This is a genomic window from Flavobacterium sp. CG_23.5 (assembly GCF_017875765.1).
GTDB lineage: Bacteria > Bacteroidota > Bacteroidia > Flavobacteriales > Flavobacteriaceae > Flavobacterium.
The window spans coordinates 432658-453187 of sequence record NZ_JAGGNA010000001.1; the positions used below are offsets into that span (position 1 = coordinate 432658).

16 protein-coding genes are annotated in these 20530 nt (G+C 34.1%); 8 read left to right on the forward strand and 8 right to left on the reverse strand.

Features of this window, described 5'->3' with window-relative positions; all coding sequences use genetic code 11:
• The first annotated feature begins 20 nt into the window (after positions 1 to 20).
• Together H4V97_RS01745 and H4V97_RS01750 are read left to right on the forward strand one after the other, a co-directional pair.
• Positions 21 to 1526, forward strand: coding sequence for an aldehyde dehydrogenase family protein (locus tag H4V97_RS01745; protein WP_209548755.1), 1506 nt, complete (start codon positions 21 to 23; stop codon positions 1524 to 1526).
• Positions 1527 to 1601: 75 nt separating this feature from the next.
• A complete protein-coding gene (locus H4V97_RS01750; protein ID WP_196851351.1) occupies positions 1602 to 1976 on the forward strand; it encodes a DUF779 domain-containing protein in 375 nt (124 codons plus the stop codon).
• A 2-nt stretch (positions 1977 to 1978) separates the two neighbouring features.
• On the opposite strand, the gene H4V97_RS01755 is transcribed toward H4V97_RS01750, so the two are convergent.
• The 6 genes from H4V97_RS01755 to recG form a co-directional block, all read right to left on the reverse strand.
• Positions 1979 to 2905, reverse strand: coding sequence for an AraC family transcriptional regulator (locus H4V97_RS01755; protein WP_196851352.1), 927 nt, complete (start codon positions 2903 to 2905; stop codon positions 1979 to 1981).
• Positions 2906 to 2978: 73 nt separating this feature from the next.
• Positions 2979 to 3842: a bestrophin family protein gene (locus H4V97_RS01760; protein ID WP_209548756.1), complete on the reverse strand. Its 864-nt coding sequence runs from the start codon at positions 3840 to 3842 to the stop codon at positions 2979 to 2981.
• 29 nt (positions 3843 to 3871) lie between these two features.
• Complete coding sequence (locus tag H4V97_RS01765) at positions 3872 to 5185, reverse strand: TolC family protein (protein WP_245345174.1); 1314 nt, start codon at positions 5183 to 5185, stop codon at positions 3872 to 3874.
• Between the two features lie 110 nt (positions 5186 to 5295).
• Positions 5296 to 8391: an efflux RND transporter permease subunit gene (locus H4V97_RS01770; protein WP_209548757.1), complete on the reverse strand. Its 3096-nt coding sequence runs from the start codon at positions 8389 to 8391 to the stop codon at positions 5296 to 5298.
• A 71-nt stretch (positions 8392 to 8462) separates the two neighbouring features.
• On the reverse strand, positions 8463 to 9521 hold the full coding sequence (locus H4V97_RS01775) for an efflux RND transporter periplasmic adaptor subunit (RefSeq protein ID WP_196851355.1): 1059 nt from the start codon (positions 9519 to 9521) through the stop codon (positions 8463 to 8465).
• Between the two features lie 363 nt (positions 9522 to 9884).
• On the reverse strand, positions 9885 to 11990 hold the full coding sequence (recG, locus tag H4V97_RS01780; protein ID WP_209548758.1) for an ATP-dependent DNA helicase RecG: 2106 nt from the start codon (positions 11988 to 11990) through the stop codon (positions 9885 to 9887).
• Positions 11991 to 12243: 253 nt separating this feature from the next.
• Here recG and H4V97_RS01785 point away from each other — a divergent pair, with 253 nt between their 5' ends.
• The 4 genes from H4V97_RS01785 (at position 12244) to H4V97_RS01800 (ending at position 16119) form a co-directional block, all read left to right on the forward strand.
• Positions 12244 to 13215, forward strand: coding sequence for a hypothetical protein (locus H4V97_RS01785; protein WP_196851357.1), 972 nt, complete (start codon positions 12244 to 12246; stop codon positions 13213 to 13215).
• Positions 13216 to 13307: 92 nt separating this feature from the next.
• Positions 13308 to 13853, forward strand: coding sequence for a DUF1697 domain-containing protein (locus H4V97_RS01790; RefSeq protein WP_209548759.1), 546 nt, complete (start codon positions 13308 to 13310; stop codon positions 13851 to 13853).
• 207 nt (positions 13854 to 14060) lie between these two features.
• Complete coding sequence (locus tag H4V97_RS01795) at positions 14061 to 14483, forward strand: hypothetical protein (RefSeq protein ID WP_196851359.1); 423 nt, start codon at positions 14061 to 14063, stop codon at positions 14481 to 14483.
• Between the two features lie 154 nt (positions 14484 to 14637).
• Positions 14638 to 16119, forward strand: coding sequence for an aminopeptidase P N-terminal domain-containing protein (locus H4V97_RS01800; RefSeq protein ID WP_209548760.1), 1482 nt, complete (start codon positions 14638 to 14640; stop codon positions 16117 to 16119).
• A gap of 71 nt (positions 16120 to 16190) precedes the next feature.
• Here the strand turns inward: H4V97_RS01800 and H4V97_RS01805 are convergent, their stop codons facing one another.
• Positions 16191 to 16928, reverse strand: coding sequence for a diphthine--ammonia ligase (locus H4V97_RS01805; protein WP_196851361.1), 738 nt, complete (start codon positions 16926 to 16928; stop codon positions 16191 to 16193).
• 102 nt (positions 16929 to 17030) lie between these two features.
• Here H4V97_RS01805 and H4V97_RS01810 point away from each other — a divergent pair, with 102 nt between their 5' ends.
• Positions 17031 to 19085, forward strand: a complete 2055-nt coding sequence (locus H4V97_RS01810) for a M1 family metallopeptidase (RefSeq protein WP_196851362.1) — start codon at positions 17031 to 17033, stop codon at positions 19083 to 19085.
• A 14-nt stretch (positions 19086 to 19099) separates the two neighbouring features.
• Here the strand turns inward: H4V97_RS01810 and H4V97_RS01815 are convergent, their stop codons facing one another.
• Entirely contained in the window at positions 19100 to 19621 is a 522-nt protein-coding gene (locus tag H4V97_RS01815; RefSeq protein WP_196851363.1) for a hypothetical protein, read from the reverse strand.
• A 123-nt stretch (positions 19622 to 19744) separates the two neighbouring features.
• Here H4V97_RS01815 and H4V97_RS01820 point away from each other — a divergent pair, with 123 nt between their 5' ends.
• Positions 19745 to 20521 carry a sulfite exporter TauE/SafE family protein gene (locus H4V97_RS01820; protein WP_196851364.1) on the forward strand — a complete coding sequence of 259 codons (777 nt, stop codon included), beginning with the start codon at positions 19745 to 19747 and terminating at the stop codon, positions 20519 to 20521.
• Positions 20522 to 20530 lie beyond the last annotated feature (9 nt).

The following is a 20530-nucleotide window of genomic DNA, read 5'->3' on the forward strand; positions in this document are numbered from 1 at the left end:
AAATAAAAAATTATAACGATATGAATAACGTAGTTAAAAGACCTGAATTTAAGGCAAAATATGACAATTATATAGGAGGGAATTTCGTTGCACCAATCGGCGGACAATATTTTGATGTTGTTTCTCCAATCGATGGAAAAGTATTCACAAGGGCGGCACATTCAACTAAAGTGGATATTGATTTAGCTGTTGATAAAGCGCATGAAGCTTTTCAAACATGGGGAAAAACATCTGTTACAGAACGAAGTAATTTATTGAATAAAATTGCTCAGGTAATGGAAGATAATCTAGAATATCTTGCTACCGTTGAAACTATTGATAACGGAAAGGCGATTCGAGAGACTTTAGCAGCCGATATGCCTTTGGCAATTGACCATTTTAGATATTTTGCAGGAGTAATTCGCGCTGAGGAAAGTTCGATTGCTGAGCTGGATTCGCAAACTGTTTCTATTGCTTTAAGTGAACCATTGGGTGTAATTGCCCAAATTATTCCTTGGAATTTTCCAATTTTAATGGCGATTTGGAAATTAGCACCAGCATTAGCAGCAGGAAATACAGTTGTCCTAAAACCAGCGGAAAGCACGCCAATCTCTATTTTGGTATTGATGGAATTAATAGGCGATATTCTTCCTCCGGGAGTTGTAAATATTGTCAATGGTTTTGGTGCGGAGCTGGGAAGAGCTTTGGTTACCAACAAAAAAGTGTCAAAAGCTGCCTTTACAGGTTCTACGCCAACCGGTCGTTTAGTGATGCAATATGCCACAGAAAATATTATTCCCGTAACACTAGAATTAGGGGGAAAATCTCCAAATATTTTCATGAAATCCGTTGGTGATGCTGATGATGATTTCTTTGACAAAGCGATTGAAGGCGCCGTAATGTTTGCCTTAAATCAAGGAGAAATTTGTACGTGTCCTTCTCGATTATTAGTCCATGAAGACATCTACGAAAAATTTATTGCTCGAGTAATCGAAAGAACTGCGGCAATCAAAATGGGTAATCCATTGGACAGAACCACGATGATGGGAGCACAGACTTCATTGGTGCAAAAAGAAAAAATCCTTAGTTATATTAAATTAGGAAAAGAAGAAGGTGCCGAAGTATTAACTGGCGGTGAAGAAAACCATATGGAAGGGGATTTTGCGGGTGGTTATTATATCAAACCAACGCTTTTCAAAGGGAATAATAAAATGCGTATTTTTCAGGAAGAAATCTTCGGACCTGTTTTAGCTGTTACCACTTTTAAAACAACGGAAGAAGCTATTGCTATTGCAAATGATTCGATGTACGGTTTGGGAGCAGGAGTTTGGACGCGTGATGCACACGAAATTTATCAGGTTCCAAGAGCCATTCAATCTGGTCGTGTGTGGATTAATCAATACCATTCTTATCCTGCAGGAGCTCCTTTTGGAGGGTACAAACAATCAGGGATTGGTCGTGAAAACCATAAAATGATGCTGGGACATTATCGTCAGATAAAAAATATGCTGATTTCTTATGATAAAAAGAAATTGGGTTTCTTTTAGTAGTTATAGATTATTGGTTAATGGTAAACCTGACAGATTGTATGATTTGTCAGGTTTTATTTTAAATTTAAAAAAATGACAAAAAGACTCGATGCCACAGAAAAAGCAATAGAATTAATCAAAATATTACAGGAAAAACATGGTGATTTGATGTTTTATCAGGCCGGAGGATGTTGTGAAGGAACACAGCCCCAATGTTTTGAAAAAGGCGGATTTTACCAGCGATTTGGAGATGTATGCATTGGAAGTATTGAAGATACTGAATTCTGGGTAGATAAGGATCTATTCGAATATTGGAAACATGCTCATTTTACTTTGGATGTAATTGATGCCTTTGGAGTAGGAGGTTTTTCTTTGGAAACACCACTGAAAAAAACATTCCGAATTGAATACCGGATTTTTACTCCCGAAGAAGAACAATCGCTTGAGCCTTTAAAATATATTGAATAAATCTAGTTTACTATATATAACAATTGATACTGCTTTGGTGTAATTCCTTCGTGTTTTTTAAACAAACGGATGAAATAATTGGAATCTTCAAATCCGGATAAGTAGCAAACTTCATTGATTTGTATTGTTGGATTTTTGAGCAATTGTTTGGCGCATCTTATCTTTTCGCTGATTACAAATTCTATCGGACTCATCCCTAATTCTCTTTTGAAAAGTCTATAGAAAGAAGTGGTACTCATACATGCTTTTTCGCTCAAATGTTTCATGCTGATATTTTCCTTCAAATTCAATCGGATGAATTCTACGACTTGTGTGATGGGATTTTTTGGATCCGTAAATAAACCATCATCAATCGCTTTTGCAGTTTGCGTTTGAATAATTCGAATTAATAATTCCTGTAAAGTCAAATCGGCCAAAGCATCTTTGGTAATCGAAGTGCTCATGCATTCTTTAATCAGTTTATTTATTGTTGTTGCCAATTCTACATTATTGTAAAAAAAATAATTCTGATAATTCAAATGCCAAAATTGTGAATTCCCTTCCTTTGGATACCGTTCGTTTAAAAATTGTAGCGTATCGGTAATTTTAGTTTGGTCGATCGCCAAAGCCAGACACTGCGTAGGATTGCTTTTTGTGGCTTCGGGAAAATCGATCTTCATTTCAACATTAGATGGAATAACAACGGTTTCACCTGGTAAGTATTCAAACGAAGGATCGTCAAAAAGATGCATTACTTTTTTACCTCTTAACATACTTGTCACTACCAAATCATTAAATTTTAATGGAACTAAGGCCGAAGATTCATAAGTTTCAAAAAGATTCAGTTCACAATGATTTAGAGAATAAACAGTTCTGTTTTCTACTAATGTTTTTAACGATTTCTCGTTCGATAAATGAGGTGGATTTATAAAAGCACGCTTGTTATTCATAGTTTCAAACTTAAAGAAGGCAAAGTCTAAATTTAATGAAAATAATTAGAACCGGAACACAGTTTAACAAATTTTAAATTAACTCTTCTATGTGTTTTTTAATATTTTCGGCAATTTTATGAGTAGGCAAATCATTTTCATCATTTCCAAAAGGATCTTCAATTTCCTCTGCAATTAACTCTAAACTGGCCAAAACATAAAAAATAAAAACCACAACTGGTGCTACATAATAACCTAGACTAAAAGAATATCCAAACGGTAAAGTCATTACGTAAAAAAAGATGAACTTTTTAAGAAAAGCACTGTAAGAGTAGGGAATAGGAGTGTTTTTGATTCTCTCGCAAGCACCACAAATTTCAGTGAATGATAATACTTCGGCATTTAAAATAATTAATTGGTCTCCAGTAATCTTTTTGGAAACATATAAATCATTTATTTTTTGAAATAATATTTTCGCAACCTGATTGGGCCTGTGTTTGTGATGATCAATTTCTAAATCTACATCATCAAATAATTGCTTTCCAGTTTCCTCGTCTTTTAAATGTTTGTTTAAAATGGAAGCATAAGTGGGAATTATTTTCCTGAAAAAAGCCCGATCTTTTTCATCTGCTAAAATTACGGAAAGTTTGATGGCTAAATTACGACTATTATTAACTAAGCTTCCCCACATTTTTCTTCCTTCCCACCAACGGTCATAGGCAGTATTAGTTCTGAAAACGAGTAATAACGAAATCACAAAACCCAACATTCCGTGCATGATGGTGATGTTTTTTACATAACTGTCATCAGAAAGTTGCCAATATTCAACTTCTAAGTAACCGATAATTCCAGCATAAGCGCCTATGGCAAGCATAATTGGAAACAAAGTTCGAAAAGTATCCGCTTTGTGAAAACGAAAGATAAAAGTAAACCAGTCCTTAGTATTGTATGAAATCATTTTGGGCTAAAATTTTATACAAAATTAAATTAAAAACTAAGACTTCCCGCTAATTCTTTTAGCGCAATTTCAGATAATTTAGCTTGGAATTGGGCATTGCTATAACGCACTTTTGCATTTACGTAATTTAATTGTGCGGTCCTAAATTCTAAAGTTGTTATGGTTCCAATTCTAAATTTGTCTAAAGTGATATTTAGATTTTGTTTAGCAATAGCTGCATTTTTTTCTTCTAAAGCAATTAATTCTAGATTCGTTAAATAGGTTTGATAGGATGTGGCTAATTCCGAATTTAATGTCTGATTTTGCTGATTCACTGCCATTTGAGAATTCTCGATTTGAATTTTAGCGATTTTTTCATTTCGGTTTTGTGTAAATCCGTCAAATAAATTCATTGAAGCACTAAAACCATAATTGAGCCCTCTGGCAGATGATTGTGTGGTAAAACCAAGACTGGATTGGCTTTCAGCAAAATTATAACCGCTATTAACTTTAACTGTTGGATATCGTGTCGCTTTTATTTGTTTCAATTGCAATTCTGAGACTCTTTTATTGATGATTTGAGATTCCAATTGCGGATTTTGTTTTTCTGCTAAAGCCGTCAGTTCAGGAAGCAATAATTGAGAATCAACAATAATTGCATCAACCACAATAAAATTAGTTTTCGCATCTCTGGCAAGTATTTGATTCAATAAAATTTTAGTATTTGCATACAATTCTTTTTGTCTTAAAACGGTAACTCTGTCGGTGTTTAAATCAACTTGTGCATTCAAAACTTCCAATTTTGATGCTTTTCCAATACTAAACCGATTCTGTGCCAAAGTCAGTCTTTGATTTGAAATTACAATTGTCGAATCTAGCGCTACCAATTGTTGCTGTTGTTGCACCAAATCAAAATAGGCAGCATGAACATCACTTATTTTTGTAATTATAGTAAGTTTTAACTGGGCTTCACTTAATTTTTGTAACTCTTTTAATTGTTCCAGTTTGGCAAACATTTTGAAACCATCAAAAATCGTCCAATCTAAACCGACACCGTAATTTAAACTATTACTTTTCGCATTATTAAGCGTATTAACAGTTCCGTCGGTTCGTGTTTGTGACAGATTTTGAATTGCATTATTATCAACAATAGTGGCAGTTGCCTTAGGTAACATTCCCGCATTTCCGGTGGTTACATTTGTTTTATTGATCAGTAAATTATTGGAAGCAATTTTGATTTCATAATTGTTTTCTAATGCGATTTTTACCGCATCTTCTAAGGTTAGAACTTCTTGTGCATTTGTTTTTGCAACAAAAAAGAGTAATAGAATCAAACTTCGAAACAGTATTTTGGTATTTATCATAATTATATTTTTTGGACCCAAATTGATTTTGTCGAAATTACTTTAAACTAATTTTATATAAAAAAATCATGTAAATTTGTTCAATCTGCGTCATCTGTGTTCCATTTAAATTATTTTACTTCCTTTTCATATTCTTCAATATGATCAAATTCAGGATAATGCTTTCTGGCTTTAGACCACATTAAATACATAGCCGGAATTACAAATAAGGTTAAAACCAATGAGAAAATAGTTCCACCCACGATGACAACTCCCATTCCAATTCTACTAGTTGAAGCGGCGCCAAGTGACATTGCAATAGGTAAAGCCCCTAGTGAAATGGCCAAACTGGTCATTAAAATTGGTCGCAATCGTGCTTCCGAAGCTTCTAAAATTGCATCCAATTTCGATTTTCCCTGTTCTCGGAGCTGATTGGCAAATTCGACTATCAGAATTCCATTTTTGGTTACCAAACCAATTAACATTATGGTTCCAATTTGGCTAAATATATTCCAAGTCTGGTCAAACAGCCATAAAGAGAATAAAGCTCCCGCAACAGCCATTGGCACCGTTAAAATAATAATAAAAGGATCGATAAAGCTTTCAAATTGTGCGGCCAAAATCAAGAAGATTAATATCAAAGCTAATCCAAATGCGAAAGATGTATTTGAACTACTCTCCACAAAATCTCTGGATTCTCCTCCCAAATCGGTGGTAAAAGTATCATCTAAAACTTTTGCTTTTATTTCATTCATCGCGTCAATTCCATCGCTGATACTTTTGCCTGGAGCAAGACCCGCAGAAACTGTTGCCGACATATATCGGTTATTATGGTATAATTGCGGAGGATTACTTTTTTCCTCAATTGTAACAACATTATCCATTTGGATTAATTCGCCTTTATTATTTTTGACAAACATTGAGGTCAAATCCAACGGTTTGGAACGGTCTTTTTGATCAAATTGTCCAATAACTTGGTATTGTTTTCCATTTCTCATAAAATAACCAAATCGTTGACCGCTCAATGATAGCTGCAAAGTTTGGGCGATATCAATTACAGATATTCCTAAACTTTCGGCTTTTTCACGATCGATAGTTACATTGATTTCCGGCTTGTTGAATTTTAAATTAACATCACTAACGGCAAAAGTTTGGTTTTTTCCCACTTCATCCATAAACACAGGAATTTTTTCACGCAATTTTTCGAAATTAGGTGCTTGAATAATGTATTGAATGGGTAAACCACCACGTCTGTTTACTGCAATTGTAGGCTGTTCGATTACCGATGTTTTAGCATCTGGATATTTCTTGGTCCACTTGGTTAATTTATCAGCAATTTCTTTTTGAGAATCTTTTCTTTCATTTGGTTCAACCAAGGATACACGAATAAAACCACTATTTACGGAGGAAGATCCAAAACCGGGAGAAGTGATTACCAAGCTGACTTTTTTTCCAGGAATAGAATCATCTACTAATTTAGATATTTCTTGCATGAAACGGTCGGTGTATTCATAGGAGGAACCTTCGGGTGTTGTCATACGCATTACAAATCCACTTCGGTCATCGTATGGTGCCGTTTCTTTTTGAATTAAATTAAAAAATAAATAAATCAAACCAAAACAAGCAATCAAAATAGGAAAGCTCAACCATTTTCTTTTCATAAAACGTGTCAAAGCACTAGCATAACCACTGTTTAGTCTTTGAAAATAAGGTTCTGTTTTAATATAGAATTTAGATTTTTTTTGCTCTCCGCCTTTCATCAAGTAAGCGTTTAGCATAGGGGTTAAAGTCAGGGAAACAAAAGCAGATATTAATACTGCCGCACCAATGACCACGCCAAATTCCCTGAACAGTCGACCGACAAATCCTTCTAGAAAAATTACAGGAAGAAATACCGCTGCCAAGGTTATCGAAATGGAGATTACGGCAAAAAAGATTTCATTCGAGCCCTTAATTGCGGCTTCAATTGGTGACATTCCTTCTTCTACTTTTTTGAAAATATTCTCGGTGACTACAATTCCGTCATCAACTACAAGTCCTGTGGCGAGAACAATTGCCAATAAAGTCAACACATTTATCGAAAACCCAAAAAGCCACATAATAAAGAAAGTAGCAATTAAGGAAACGGGAATGTCGATTAAAGGTCTAAAAGCAATAGCCCAATCTCTAAAGAATAAATAGATAATCAGAATAACCAAAATGATTGAAATCCCCAATGTTTCGGCTACTTCAATAACTGATTTTTTTACAAATATGGTATTATCTATGGCAATGTTTAACTTGATATCTTTCGGTAAATCTTTTTTTAATTTTTCAAATTCTTTATAAAATGCCGCCGAAATATCTAAATAGTTAGCACCTGGTAAAGGAACAATGGCAACACCAACTAATGGCGTTCCCGACTGTGTCATTTTAGTTTCTAAATTTTCAGCACCAATACTTGCTGTTCCAATATCGCTTAAACGGACTATTTTTTCTCCTTCGGAACGAATAATTATATTGTTAAATTCTTCGGATGTAGAAAGATTTCCAACTGTTTTAACTGTGAGTTCCGTATTGGCACCAGTCAATTTACCAGAAGGTAATTCCACATTTTGTTTGATCAGCGCTTCACGAACTTCTGAAACAGTGCATCCATAAGACGCTAATTTCACCGGATCAATCCACAAACGCATTGCATATCTTTTTTGTCCCCAAATTTGCACACCGCTTACGCCAGGAATTGTTTCTAATCGTTGTGCAATTACGTTTTCGGCATAGTCACTTAAGGCCAATGCATCTCTGGAATCACTTTGTACCGTCATCGAAATAATAGCATCGCCATTGGCATCAGCCTTAGAAACTACTGGTGGTGCATCAATATCTTGCGGTAAACTACGAACGGCTTGAGAAACTTTATCACGAACGTCGTTTGCAGCTTCTTCCAGATTTTTATCGAGATTAAATTCGATTGTAATATTGCTGCTTCCTTGTGCGCTTGACGAAGTTACATTTCGAATTCCGTCAATTGAATTGATCGCTTTTTCAAGAGGCTCCGTAATTTGGGATTCGATAATATCTGCATTTGCTCCGGTATAATTGGTACGAATCGAGATTTGAGCTGGATCTATCGAAGGAAATTCTCTTACGCCCAAATAGGTATAGCCAATAATACCGAATAATACGATTGCTAAATTAATAACAATAGTAAATACGGGTCTTTTTATGCTTAAAGTAGATAAACTCATTTTTGTTGAATTATGAGTAATAAGTTATGAATTAAGTTTCCAGTGTAAATTCTAACCTATAACTTTTAAAATTATTTAATTTTCACTTTGACAGGTGTTTCTTCTTTTAAAGTCATGACTCCACTGGTTAAAACGGTGTCGCCGGCTTTTAAACCAGACAGAATTAAAATTGAAGCATCTGTTCTGGTGGCAGTTTCTACCATAACTTCTTTGGCTTGACCATTGGAGGAAATAAAGACTTTTTTTCCGTTTTGTACAGGAATAATCGCTTCTGTAGGAACTACAATTGCATCCTTAATTATATCCAAAGGCAATTCAACATTAGCAAACGTCCCCGGTAATAATTTACCGCCTCTGTTTTCCGCGATTGCCCGAACTTGTAATGTTCTGGTTGCCACTTCAACTCCAGGTTCAATAGCATATACTTTAGCCTGATACTTTTCAGTAGTTCCGGCAACTGTAAAAGTTAAATTAGTGTTGGTTCTTACTTGATTAGCATATTTTTCAGGAATTGAAAAAGTGATTTTCAGTTTGTCTACATTGACCAATTTGGTAACTAAAATAGCTGGAGTAATATAAGTTCCCGGTGAAATAGAGCGCAATCCTATTTTTCCTGAAAATGGTGCCCTTACGGATGTTTTTGCAATTTGCGCTTTAATCAACTGGCTTTGTGCTTGCGCCGACTTCAAATCAGCTCTTGCTATATCATATTCTTCTCGGCTGATAGCCTCTTTTTGGAGTAAAAGTTTAGCTCTTCTTTCATTTTCTGAAGCTAAACCTTCTTTGGTGGCCATCTGTCTTAATTGTGCTTTTAACTCTAAATCGTTTACTTTAAAAAGCACTTGACCTTTACTGACATTACTTCCTTCTTGAAAATAAATCCTTTCAACGATACCAGAAACTTCACTTCTAATTTCTACTTGTTCATTTGCTTCAATAGATCCTGAAAGTGATAGATTGTTATCAAAAGTTTGAGGTTGTACAATAATTCCATTTACACTCATGGGCTTGCCTTTCCCATCTTTTTCTTTAGAATCTGCATTTTTGGCACTATTTGCTGTAATTCGATAAGCAATAAAGCCAATTATTCCGGCCAATATTAAGGTATAAACAAGGTATTTTATTTTCATATGATAGGATATAAAGTAGGATTAAATTTCATTAATTTTAGTTAAAAACAAATTTAGGATATACAAGTGGAATAAGTGGATTTGTTGATTTTTATTTAACGTTTGTACATACAAATATTAATATTAAAAAAATATAGTATTTATAAATCAAAAAAAATATCCACAATACAGTTCTAATAAGACTGCTAAAAAAGGAAATGGTTTAACCGGTAATTGATTTTTTTTTTTTGAGAATTAATTGCAAGGATAGGAATTAATGAAAGTTTTGAAACACATTATTAATAAAAGGTTACATAAGTTTCCATTAAATGTTTAATTGAACTTAAATTTCTTATATGGTTTAAAAAAAATAGGTTATGCAGCTTAACTAATGTAGTTCCAAATATTCTTCTTCTTTGTCATTTCTATAAAAACAGTTCTAAGGGTAGCATGTTCCGGTTTTTGCATGCCCGCGTCTTCCTTCAGTAATTTCAATGCGTAATTTCTGGCTAATGCCAAAGTATCTCTGTCTCTTACTAAATCGGCAATTTGAAGGTTGAGTATGCCACTTTGTTGCGTTCCCATTAAGTCGCCCGGACCACGAAGTTTTAAATCTACTTCAGCAATTTCGAAACCATCGTTCGTTTGCACCATCGTTTCCATTCGGGTTTTACTGTCGGAACTCAATTTATGGCTCGTCATCAGGATGCAATAACTTTGTTCGGCACCACGTCCCACGCGACCTCGAAGCTGATGCAGTTGCGACAATCCAAAACGCTCCGCACTTTCAATGATCATTACACTGGCGTTAGGAACATTCACACCGACTTCAATCACGGTTGTGGCGACCATAATATTGGTTTTTCCTTCCGAAAAGCGTTTCATTTCGGCATCTTTATCTACTGGTTTCATCTTTCCGTGCAAGATAGAAATGGAATACTGCGGCAACGGAAAATCTCTGGAAATACTTTCGTAACCATCCATTAAATCCTTGAAATCCATTTTCTCCGATTCTTGAATCAATGGATACACAATATAAATTTGTCGTCCCAAAGCGATTTCATCCCGCAGGAATTTCCAAACTTTCAATCGGTTGCTGTCAAATCGATGTACGGTTTGAATGGGTTTTCGTCCTGGCGGTAATTCATCGATCACAGAAATATCCAAATCACCATACAAACTCATCGCCAAAGTTCGCGGAATAGGAGTGGCCGTCATCACCAAAACATGAGGCGGAATCGTATTTTTTTTCCACAATTTAGAGCGTTGTTCTACTCCAAAACGGTGTTGTTCATCAATCACGGCCAATCCTAAATTCTTGAATTTAACTTTATCTTCTAATAAAGCATGAGTTCCGATAAGGATATGTAACGTTCCGTTTTCCAGTTCTTCATGAATTATTTTTCTAGCTGCCGTTTTACTGGAGCCAGTTAGGATTTTAATATTTATATTTAAACTTTCTGCCAATTCGGATAAACCAATAAAATGTTGGTTTGCTAAGATTTCCGTGGGCGCCATCAAGCAAGCCTGAAAGCCATTGTCTAATGCCAAAAGCATGCTCATGAAAGCCACAATTGTTTTTCCGGAACCTACGTCGCCTTGCAGCAATCGATTCATCTGGGCGTTGCTACCCATATCGGTACGAATCTCTTTGATAACTCTTTTTTGAGCATTTGTCAGTTGAAAAGGCAAATGATTCAGATAGAAATCATTGAAATATTCGCCCACTTTATCAAATGGATGTCCTTTTATTTTATGTTTCCTGATGAGATTTTTCGTGATTAATTGCAACTGGATAAAGAACAATTCTTCGAATATTAGTCGGAATTTGGCTTTCGCCAAAACTTCAGCGCTTTTAGGAAAATGAATATTGAATAAAGCAGCTTTTTTAGGAATCAGTTTTAGTTCTGCAATCAGATAATCAGGCAAAGTTTCCGTAAATAATGCTTGTGTTTCCAAAAACAATTGTTGCATCAGCTTATTAATCAATCGATTCGAAATCCCGCGATTCGTCAAAGTTTCAGTCGAAGGATAAACGGGTTGCATCGCAGAACGCAAACTTTGTTCGTGCTCGCTCATTAACTCAATTTCGGGATGCGCCATATTGAAGGCATTTCCAAAAGATGTGCATTTTCCGAAAATCACACACATTTCATTCAGCTTTAAACTCTCCCGAATCCATTTGTGACCTTGAAACCAAACGAGTTCCATTTGTCCCGTATCATCCACAAAAGTCGCTACCAATCGTTTTTGATTTCTACCAAATTCAACGGTTTTGATGGTGATAATTTTACCGATAATCTGAACTTCGGCAATGTTGTTTTGCAGTTCGTTAATCTTGTAATACCGCGTCCTGTCAATGTATCTGTTCGGGAAAAAATTAACCAAATCCACGTACTTATAAATTCCCAATTCCTTACGTAGCAATTCGCCCCGATTGGGACCAACGCCTTTTAAGTATTCTATTGGAGTGAGTAGGAGGTTTTGCATTTAAATTTTTTAGACACGGATAAAACGGATTTGACAAAGCAAAAACGCAGATTGAAACGGATTTTTAATTTGATGGAGCGAAGATAGTTTTTTGTTTGGAAATTTGGAAATGGGAAGGCTTGGAAATGGAGTAGGAAAATATGTATATTTGAATAATTAAATATTTAAGTTTATTTAAAATTAAATAATATTTTTTTAATCAGGTAAAATATTAAATCCAAGGGAATTCGTATTATTCCAAAAAAAATAAAAAATGACTATAAAAGAAGCAATTTTAAAAAGTTTAGATGAAATCGGTAAATTAACAAACTACAATGAAGTTACTAATCATATCATATCAAAAAAATTATATGACTTTAAAATAGCAAAAACATCAACTGCAACTGTTTCAGCTTTATTAGGAGATTTTATACGACTGGGTGACACAAGAGTAAAAAGAATAAAGGACTCCGGTTCGTATTTTTACTATTTAACTAAAAATGAAGAAAATATTGGCCTCGACCTTCTAATTGAAAACATTGACACCGAAAAGAAGAAGATGAAAGGAATTGTCAAATCTAATTCATACGAAGAAAGAAATTTACATAAACTCTTAAGCAGTTATTTAAAAAATACGGACATATATTCAAAAACTATTTTTCATGAACAATCTAATGGGAAAGATAGTAACCAAATTTGGACACATCCTGATATGGTTGGAATAAAGTTTCTTAATTTGCAAACCAAAGTAAGTCAAAATTTTTTGAAATCAATAAATCGAATTGATACTTTTAAATTAAGTTCTTATGAAATTAAAAAAGAGATAAATAACGATAGTGAATTAAAAAAAGCATTTTTTCAAGCAGTTTCAAATTCAAGTTGGGCTAATTATGGATATTTAGTTGCATTCGAGTTTAGTGATAGTTTAACTGAAGAAATGTCAAGACTTAATCAATCATTTGGTATTGGTATTATCGAACTTAATGCAAATCCATATCAAAGCAAAATATTATATACTGCAAAATATCGGGATTTAGATTTTAAGACAATCGATAAACTTTGTAAAATCAATAAAGAATTTGAAAAGTACATAGAACAGACTGAAAAATTAATGACAGCAGAAGAGAGATATTATAAATCCACAGAAAAAGAATTAGATGATTTTTGTGATGACTATTTTGAAAATGATAGTGATGTTGAAAAATATTGCAAGGAAAACTATATACCGACAGAACTTGATGTATAAAATATAATTTTATATGATTTTGTAAATTGATTAGGCAGTTAATCTATATCTCCGTCAAACACAATACCTTCGCAAAATAAAATACCTTAAAAATGACAACTCATCTCGCATTACTTCGTGGCATCAACGTTTCCGGTCATAGTATGATAAAAATGGAAGCGCTAAAAACGACCTTAGAAGCCATTGGTTTTCAAAATGTGCAAACGTATATTCAATCCGGGAATGTTTTTGTGGATACCGAAGAAGAAAATGCTGCGGCTGTTGGTTTCAAAATCAAGCAGGAAATTTTCAAGGCTTTTGGTCATGAAGTGCCTGTTGTGGTTATTAGTTCTGCGGATTTAGAAGCCTGCTTCAAGAACAATCCTTTTTTGAAGGAAAAAGATATCGATACTAAGAAGTTTTATGTAGCGTTTATTTCGACCACGTTGCAAAGTACCAGTATGAATGATTTAAGAATTAGTCAATTCAAACCGGATGAAGCGAGTATTGACGGCAGCAGAATTTTTATTAAATATGCTGTTGGAGCTGGAAAAACCCGATTTGATCAAAAATACATCGAGAAAAAACTAAATGTAACCGCAACAATCCGCAATTGGAATACAGTAACGCAGTTGCTGAAAATGTACGAAGAAAGGTAGTGAGATAGATGTTTTCAGTATGTTTCAACCGCAAATTCGCTAATTATAATTGTTGTAATTCATTTAAAATTGGCGAATTATCGCTTTTTTTAGCAAAAAAAAAGAGTTTTCAGGATCTTATTTTTTTATATTTATATTAAAAAAATAGCATTTTACGTAACCTTTTGCAGCAAGTAGTATCTAAATAATATCTGTAAAATCTGACACATGAAAAACCTAATAGCTCTCATTGCTTTCCTGACTGTTTTTAGTTCCTGTTCAAAAGAGATTGTAGTAATAGATAACAGTGGTTATTTTGGAAAGTGGACTTTGGTTAAAATGTCTGGTTCTAAACCTAATTCAGAAACAACAGGCACAGCAATGGAATGGCAAGAATTTTATTTGTTGAATACTAACGGAACATTTACTAAATCCAGAGCAATAAATGGGGTTAAAACAACCATTTCTGGAATTTACACCACTACTAATCATTCGGACGGAATTTATTTTGAATTAACATATCCCAATGATAGCGAAATTATAGGAAGCTGTTACGGAAATCTTAAAGAGGAACTTTATTCAACTGCGACCAATACCTTGTCAAGTACTTGGAAAAATTGCGATGGTCCCGGTTTAGAATACAAAAAGTAGATTCGAAGTATTTACAATATATTTATTTAGCGATTCCAAAACACAAACAATGCTCCAACGAAAAAGTTTGACATTAAATACAAAATTATTTATATTTACTCTTAATTCTTAATGAGTGTCTTTGTCTTTAGTCTTTAACCTAACCAATATATAAATGAATTTCAAATATTCTTTTATCCTTACTGTGCTTTTTGTTTGTGCCGCTATAGCGCAAAACGGAAACCCAAATGATTACTTGTCAGCTCAATTCCATAAAGAGCGAAGAGAAGCTTTGCGTGCTAAAATGCCTCAGAATAGTGTTGCGGTATTTTTTGGAAACCCCATTCGAAACCGCGCCAATGATGTGGATTTTATCTATCACCAAGATCCTGATTTTTATTATTTAACGGGGTATAAAGAACCCAATTGTGTATTAGTTGTTTTTTCGAATAATCAAACGAAAGACGGAAAAACTTATAATGAAATGCTGTATGTTCAGGAAAAAAATCCAAAAGCGGAGCAATGGACAGGAGTGCGTTTGGGAACTGAAGGCGCTAAAAAAGAGTTAGGGTTTGACAATGCTTTAAATGGTGCAGCATTTCTGAATTCTGGAATTGACTTTAGGAGTTTTAACAATGTGCTCTTTAAAGAATTTGAAGGGGATAACAGAAATTCAAAACGAGAAAAAGCGGATCTATACAAATTAATTGAAGCTTTTAAAACTCAAATAGGTTATGATGTTAAAACAGGAAAACAAGTAGATTCTAATTTGCAAAATGAAATTAATCTTAAAAAAAGTATCACTCCAAAAAAAGCGATTACAGATACCAAATCGATTACAACATACATGGCGAGTTTGCGTGAGAAAAAATCCAAAGAAGAAATGGTTTTGCTTACCAAAGCGGTTCGAATTTCGGCAATGGGGCAACGCGAAATTATGAAAGCGATGCATCCCGGAATGTCTGAAACTGAAATTCAAGGTGTACATGAGTTTGTGTATAAAAAGTACGGAAGTGAGTTTGAAGGCTATCCGTCAATCGTAGGAGCCGGTAATAATGGCTGCGCATTGCATTATATTGAGAACAGCAAAATGAAAGTTGAAAATGACTTGGTTCTAATGGATTTAGGTGCTGAATATCATGGTTATACTGCTGATGTAACTCGAACTATTCCTGCCAACGGGAAATTTTCAACAGAGCAAAAACTAATTTATGATATGGTTTATGATGCTCAAGAAGCGGGAATTGCTACAGCAAAAATAAGAAATAGCTTTAGTGCTCCAGATGCGGCTGCCCGAAAGGTAATCAGTGATGGTTTAATGAAATTAGGAATTATTAAAACAGCAGATGAATCACGAAAATATTTTCCGCATGGGACTTCACATCATATCGGGTTAGACGTTCATGATCCAGGATTATATAATAATTTTGAAGAAAATATGGTGCTCACCGTAGAACCTGGAATTTACATCCCTAAAGGAAGTGATTGTGATAAAAAATGGTGGGGAATTGCCGTGCGAATCGAAGATGATATTTTGATTACTTCTAATGGTCCAGTAAATTTATCTGGGGAAGCACCTAGAAAATCAAATGAAATTGAAGCACTTATGAAAGAAAAAAGTGTTTTTGATGGTTTTACTTTACCAAGTTTAGATTAGCTTATTCTTTCAGATTCAATAAAAAATAAAACTCCGTTGTCTTTTCTGATTTCGGAGTTTTTTATTTAAAATTATTTAGCAACTAAATCACAGTACCAGAATCCAAAATCAAAAGCACCGGAAGCACTTGTGTCGCAAGCGGTATTTGAGGATTCTTTTTCTTTAGGTTTTTCGTATTTTCTATAAACGATTTCTCCTATTTCAAAATCAATCGGTTTAGAGAAAATTGGCCCATCAAAAGTGAAGGTGTGGAACTCTCCATTTTCGCCACAAACATCCACATTTTCTGGTAAATCGTTAATGAAATCCTGATCGATGACGCGACCCACAAAGCTTTTGTCGAGAAACCGCTCGTTTACACAAACCACAATCGTTTTAAATCCTAAACTTATAAATTCTTGAATCAAATCCAACGTTGGGATTTTCCAAAGCGGGAAAACACCTTCGAAACCTATCTCGCCTAATTTTTCCTCCCGGTATTTACGTAAATCTTCCAGAAATATATCTCCAAAAATAGAATGTGTAACACCTTGGTTTTTTAGTTTTGCCAATGTTGCTGTCATGACCTTTTCATAGACTTCCATCGTGGGCATTTCGGGAATTTGCATGATTTCAAGTGGCAATCCAATACTGTTGGCTTGTTGTTCTAACAATTCTACCCGAACTCCGTGCATGGAAATGCGCTGGAATTGTTGGTTCACACTCGTAAGCAAACAGGTAATTTCAAATTCGGGATTTTGTAATATTTTGTATAACGCTAGAGCAGAATCTTTTCCGCTGCTCCAATTAAATAGGGCTTTCGTTTTCAATGGGAATTTATTGGATTTTATTTCAAAGTAAACTTACAAATTTCCGCCGATTAGTTGCGCAAATGATTGTAACTTTGAATTTTTCGTTTAAAATATTCATACATGAAATACCTATTAATTTTATTTTCTACTTTCATTTTTGCACAGCAAACTAAATATGTTGATTTCAAATCAGTTTTTGCTCAGATCGCAATCGATGCCAAAGAAAAAACTGTTTCGGGAAACGTAATTTATTGGTTTACCATTTTAAATCCAACAGATACTATTAAAATAGATGCGCAAAGCATGAGTTTTTCTAACATGAAAATGAATGATAAAAGTATTGAATATCTCAATACTGGCAGGCAATTACAGATCATTTTTCCGTTCAAAAAAGGAAAAAATGAATTGGTTTTTGACTATGTGGCAAAGCCAAAACAAACGATGTATTTTGTAGAAGATCAAATTTGGACACAAGGGCAGGGGAAAAATACCAGTCATTGGTTTCCTAGTTTTGATGATGTAAATGAAAAAGTAACTTTCAATTTAGGAATTGCTTTTGATGCGGATTATCAGGTGATTTCTAATGGATCTTTGAGTAGTAAAATCGTAAATAGCGAGAATAAAAATAAAGTATATTGGCAATTCCGCATGGAAAAACCAATGAGTTCTTATTTACTAATGCTTGCCATTGGAAAATTCGAAAAGAAAATAGAAATCTCGCATTCTGGAGTGCCGTTGGAAATGTATTATGAAGCTAAAGATGCCGCTAGATTTGAACCAACCTATCGCTATTCACAGGTAATGTTTGATTTTCTGGAAACAGAAATAGGAGTGAACTATCCTTGGGAAATATACAAACAAACGCCAGTTCGTGATTTTTTATATGCAGGAATGGAAAATACCTCGTCGACCTTGTTCTCGAGTCGCTATATGGTTGATTCGACAGGTTTTGAAGATCGAAGCTACACTAATGTGAACGCACATGAATTGGCGCATCAATGGTTTGGAAATTTAGTCACCGCCGAAAACAGCAAACATCATTGGTTACAAGAAGGTTTTGCGACTTATTATGCGCTGCTGGCTGAAAAGGAAATCTATGGTGAAGATTATTTTTATTCCAAATTATATGAATCTGCGCAGCAATTAAAATACGCTTCCCGAACGGATTCGATTCCAGTTTTGAATGCCAAAGCAAGTTCGTTGACTTTTTACCAAAAAGGAGCTTGGGCATTGCATGTTTTACACGAAGAAATTGGGGACAAAGCCTTTAAAAAAGCAGTAAAGTCCTATCTTAAAAAGTATGCTTATCAAACCGTAAATACTCAAAATTTCTTTGATGAAATTAAAAAAGTATCTCATTATGATTTAAATAATTTTAGTAAAGTATGGCTTGAATCAAGTGCGTTTAATACGCAACAAGCTAATGCTTTATTGTTAAAAAATAAATCTATGCAAACGCTGTTTGAAGTTGAAAAATTTAGAAGTAAACCATTATCGGAGAAAAAATATTTTTTTGTAAAAGTCTTACAATCCAATGTTTATTTTACTATTAAAAAAGCGATTGTAAATCAATTAAAAAAAGAAAAATTCGAAGATAAAAAACAGTTATTAATTCTTGCTTTGGAAACAAATAATTTACAAGTTCGTCAAGAAGTTGCCAATAATTTTAATGAAATTCCAGAGGATTTCAGAGCGCAATATGAAAGTTTATTGAATGACAAATCGTATCAAACTCAGGAAATAGCATTGTATAATTTATGGAATAATTTCCCGGAACAACGTTATAAAAATTTGGATAAATCTAAAGATTGGATTGGTTTCAATGATTATAACTTAAGGACATTATGGTTATCACTGGCTTTAACAACTCCCGATTATTCGAAAAATAAAGAGGTTTTAATTAAAGAATTAATCGGATATTCATCTTCCAAATATGAAGCAACTACACGCCAAAATGCTTTAGAAAATCTCATCGCTTATCAGTTAATCAATGACATTGTTTTGAAAAATTTAGTTAATGCAACCACACATCACATGTGGCAATTTTCTAAATTTGGACGAGATAATATCAGAAACTTATTAAAAAATAAGGAGATGAGAGTATCTTTCGAAAGAATTTTAATGGATTTGGACGAAAAAGAGCAATTTCAACTCAACCGATTATTAAAAGAATAGCAAGCATATAATGCTTACCATAATTGTCCAACTTCATTTTTAATGTAGGCTAACGCCGCATTACTTGGAGATTGTTTTTCCAATAAATCACTCAAAATGACTTCACGAAGTTTGTCAGCGCTATCCACACGATCACTCATGTTTGCTTTTCGAAGCATCTGGATTGTTGCATTTTTTGCGGTAACTATAATAGTCCAGCATTCATCAGACATGTATATTTGTTGGGTCAAATTGTGTTCAAATTCCTGTTCTATTTGTGCAATTACAAGGTTTTCGTAATCATTTTTATCTTGTGAAAGAGGAGCAATTCGAATTAATAATTTAGTAGGATTAATTCGTTCCATGTATAAAGTCAATCGCTCGTATGCTTGCAAACGCAACGGTAAAGCATTTTTCTGCGCTTCTTTATTTAATAAATACCTACGTCTTCCTTCCTCGTTTTTAGTATGAAGATCAAAAAAATAATAAGCCACAAGACCTGTAATAATTGCCGGCAAAGTGTAACTTAATAATTCTATAATTTTAATTGAATCCATATTTTTGTTGAAATTTATAAAGGCAAAAATATACTTTTAGTTTATAAATCGGTGTCATTTTAATTGTAAAAAATAAAAGCGAACTGTATTTTTACGAACTATTAGTTTTTATAAAAATTTTAAATGGAGTCTTACATAATTATTTTGCTTTGTATTGCCGCTTTTGCTGCCGGATTTATCGATGCGATTGTTGGCGGTGGCGGATTGATTCAAACTCCTATGGGATTAATTTTATTGCCAAATCTTCCGGTTGCGACAGTAATAGGGTCGTTAAAAGTACCTTCTTTCAGTGGAACTGCTTTTGCAGCTCATCAATACCTCAAAAAGGTCGATATGAATTGGAGATTATTGGCCATTATGATGATTATGGCCTTCCCTTCGGCGTTTCTAGGATCTACTTTGCTAACTTATGTCAGTAATGACTTCATGAAACCGTTATTATTGGTTGTTCTATCTTTTTTAGTGATTTATACGTATGCTAAGAAGAATTTTGGACAACATATAGAAAAAAATCTCTCTCATAAAACTCAAATCTTCCATGCCATCGGAATCAGTTTTGTAGTTGGTTTTTATGACGGATTTATCGGACCTGGAACGGGTAGTTTTCTAGTGGTAGCGTTCATTGCTTTAATGGGTTTTGATTTTTTACACGCTTCCGCAAATGCTAAAATGGTGAATCTGGCGACCAATTTTGGTTCCATTTGCCTATTTATTTTGAAAGGGAAAATTATTTGGGCTATTGCTTTGCCAATGGCTGCCAGCAATGCTTTTGGCGGGTGGATTGGTGCTAAATTAGCCATCAATAAAGGAAATAGTTTTATTCGGATTTTCTTTTTGGTTGTTGTTGTGGGTACGCTAATTAGGTTTGCTTACGATGTGTTTTGGAAAAAATATACGTGAAAATTTTGA

What these genes read in the sequence shown, in the direction of transcription:
- H4V97_RS01745 (WP_209548755.1), top strand. Translation starts at nt 21, where the DNA reads ATGAATAACGTAGTTAAAAGACCTGAATTTAAGGCAAAATATGACAAT.
- H4V97_RS01750 (WP_196851351.1), top strand. Translation starts at nt 1,602, where the DNA reads ATGACAAAAAGACTCGATGCCACAGAAAAAGCAATAGAATTAATCAAA.
- H4V97_RS01755 (WP_196851352.1), bottom strand. Translation starts at nt 2,905, where the DNA reads ATGAATAACAAGCGTGCTTTTATAAATCCACCTCATTTATCGAACGAG.
- H4V97_RS01760 (WP_209548756.1), bottom strand. Translation starts at nt 3,842, where the DNA reads ATGATTTCATACAATACTAAGGACTGGTTTACTTTTATCTTTCGTTTT.
- H4V97_RS01765 (WP_245345174.1), bottom strand. Translation starts at nt 5,185, where the DNA reads ATGATAAATACCAAAATACTGTTTCGAAGTTTGATTCTATTACTCTTT.
- H4V97_RS01770 (WP_209548757.1), bottom strand. Translation starts at nt 8,391, where the DNA reads ATGAGTTTATCTACTTTAAGCATAAAAAGACCCGTATTTACTATTGTT.
- H4V97_RS01775 (WP_196851355.1), bottom strand. Translation starts at nt 9,521, where the DNA reads ATGAAAATAAAATACCTTGTTTATACCTTAATATTGGCCGGAATAATT.
- recG (WP_209548758.1), bottom strand. Translation starts at nt 11,990, where the DNA reads ATGCAAAACCTCCTACTCACTCCAATAGAATACTTAAAAGGCGTTGGT.
- H4V97_RS01785 (WP_196851357.1), top strand. Translation starts at nt 12,244, where the DNA reads ATGACTATAAAAGAAGCAATTTTAAAAAGTTTAGATGAAATCGGTAAA.
- H4V97_RS01790 (WP_209548759.1), top strand. Translation starts at nt 13,308, where the DNA reads ATGACAACTCATCTCGCATTACTTCGTGGCATCAACGTTTCCGGTCAT.
- H4V97_RS01795 (WP_196851359.1), top strand. Translation starts at nt 14,061, where the DNA reads ATGAAAAACCTAATAGCTCTCATTGCTTTCCTGACTGTTTTTAGTTCC.
- H4V97_RS01800 (WP_209548760.1), top strand. Translation starts at nt 14,638, where the DNA reads ATGAATTTCAAATATTCTTTTATCCTTACTGTGCTTTTTGTTTGTGCC.
- H4V97_RS01810 (WP_196851362.1), top strand. Translation starts at nt 17,031, where the DNA reads ATGAAATACCTATTAATTTTATTTTCTACTTTCATTTTTGCACAGCAA.
- H4V97_RS01815 (WP_196851363.1), bottom strand. Translation starts at nt 19,621, where the DNA reads ATGGATTCAATTAAAATTATAGAATTATTAAGTTACACTTTGCCGGCA.
- H4V97_RS01820 (WP_196851364.1), top strand. Translation starts at nt 19,745, where the DNA reads ATGGAGTCTTACATAATTATTTTGCTTTGTATTGCCGCTTTTGCTGCC.